The sequence below is a fragment of the Acidovorax sp. KPB24-07 genome, assembly GCF_057543315.1.
Genome location: NZ_BAAJYS010000644.1, coordinates 1 through 1,355 on the forward strand (window position 1 = coordinate 1; position 1,355 = coordinate 1,355).

The 1,355-nt window shown below is 71.4% G+C and carries 3 protein-coding genes; all 3 read left to right on the forward strand.

Going from position 1 to position 1,355, the window contains the following annotated elements; translation table 11 throughout:
* Positions 1 to 193: GNAT family N-acetyltransferase (locus AC27IQ_RS24645; RefSeq protein WP_487091166.1), on the forward strand; the 193-nt coding region annotated here is incomplete at its 5' end.
* Positions 194 to 242: 49 nt separating this feature from the next.
* Positions 243 to 1,184, forward strand: coding sequence for a glutathione S-transferase family protein (locus AC27IQ_RS24650; protein WP_284427143.1), 942 nt, complete (start codon positions 243 to 245; stop codon positions 1,182 to 1,184).
* Positions 1,181 to 1,355 (forward strand): SDR family NAD(P)-dependent oxidoreductase (locus AC27IQ_RS24655; protein ID WP_487091168.1); only part of this gene is annotated, 175 nt, incomplete at its 3' end. The genes AC27IQ_RS24650 and AC27IQ_RS24655, both read left to right, overlap by 4 nt.

Here is a 1,355-nt window from a genome sequence, read left to right on the forward strand (position 1 = left end):
CACCGGCATGGGCTGGGCCCTGGTGCGCGAGGGCCTGGCGCGCGCGCAGGCCACCTGGCCGGACCGTGCGGTGCGCATCAGCGCGCAGGCGCATCTGCAGCGCTTCTACGGTGAGATGGGCTTCGTGGCCGTCTCGGCGGAGTACCTCGAAGACAACATCCCCCACATCGAAATGCTGTGGAGCCCCGCCTGACGGCCCGGGGGCCGGCACGCAGCAGCCACCACTGGCCAGGAGATCGTTCATGTCCGCGCTGATCCTTCACCACTACCCCTCGTCGCCGTTCTCCGAAAAGATCCGCGCGGTGCTGGGCTTCAAGCAACTGGCCTGGAAGTCGGTCATCGTGCCCAGCGTCGCGCCCAAGCCCGACGTGCTCGCGCTCACGGGCGGCTACCGCCGCACGCCCTTCCTGCAGGTGGGGGCCGACATCTACTGCGACACCGCGCTGATCTGCGACGTGCTGGAGCACGCCCAGCCCGAGCCGGTGCTGTACCCGCCGCACCTCAAGGGCGTCTCGCGCGTGTTCGCGCAATGGGCCGACACCACGCTGTTCTGGGCCGCCATGGCCTACAACCTGCAGCCGCGCGGCGCGGCCGTGCTGTTCGCCAACCTGCCGCCCGCGGCCGCCCAGGCCTTCGGCGAGGACCGCAAGGCCATGAGCGCCGGCATGAACCGCCTGCGCCCGCACGATGCCACGGCGGCCTACCGCTCGTACCTGCGCCGCATCGCGCACATGGCCGAGGAGCACGAGTTCCTGTTCGGCGCCGAGCCGTGCGTGGCCGACTTCGCCGCCTACCACCCGCTGTGGTTCACGCGCACCTGCGTGCCGGTGATGGCCGAGATCTTCGCCGCCACGCCCGCGGTCACCGAGTGGATGGACCGCATCGCCGCCCTGGGCCACGGCCGCATGGAAAAATTCAACGCGCAGGACGCGATCGCCGTGGCTGCGGCGGCCGAGCCCCTGCCGCTGCCGCCGGAGCCGTTCCAGGACGAGCACGGCATTCCCCTGGGCAGCGCCGTCACCATCGCCGCCGAGACCTTCGGCACCGAGCCGACCGAGGGCACGCTCGTGGCCGCCACGCGCACGCGCTACACGCTGGCCCGCACCGACGCGCGGGCGGGCGCGCTGCACGTGCATTTCCCCCGCATCGGCTACGTACTCAAGAAAACGGAGACATCGGCATGATCGAATCGTTCCAGGGCAAGACGGCGGTACTGACCGGCGCGGCATCGGGCTTCGGCCTCGAATGCGCGCGCATCGGCGCGCAGCGGGGCATGAACCTCGTGCTGGTGGACGTGCAGCAGGACGCGCTCGATGCCGCCGCGGCCGAGCTGCAGGCCGCGGGCGCCGCCGTGC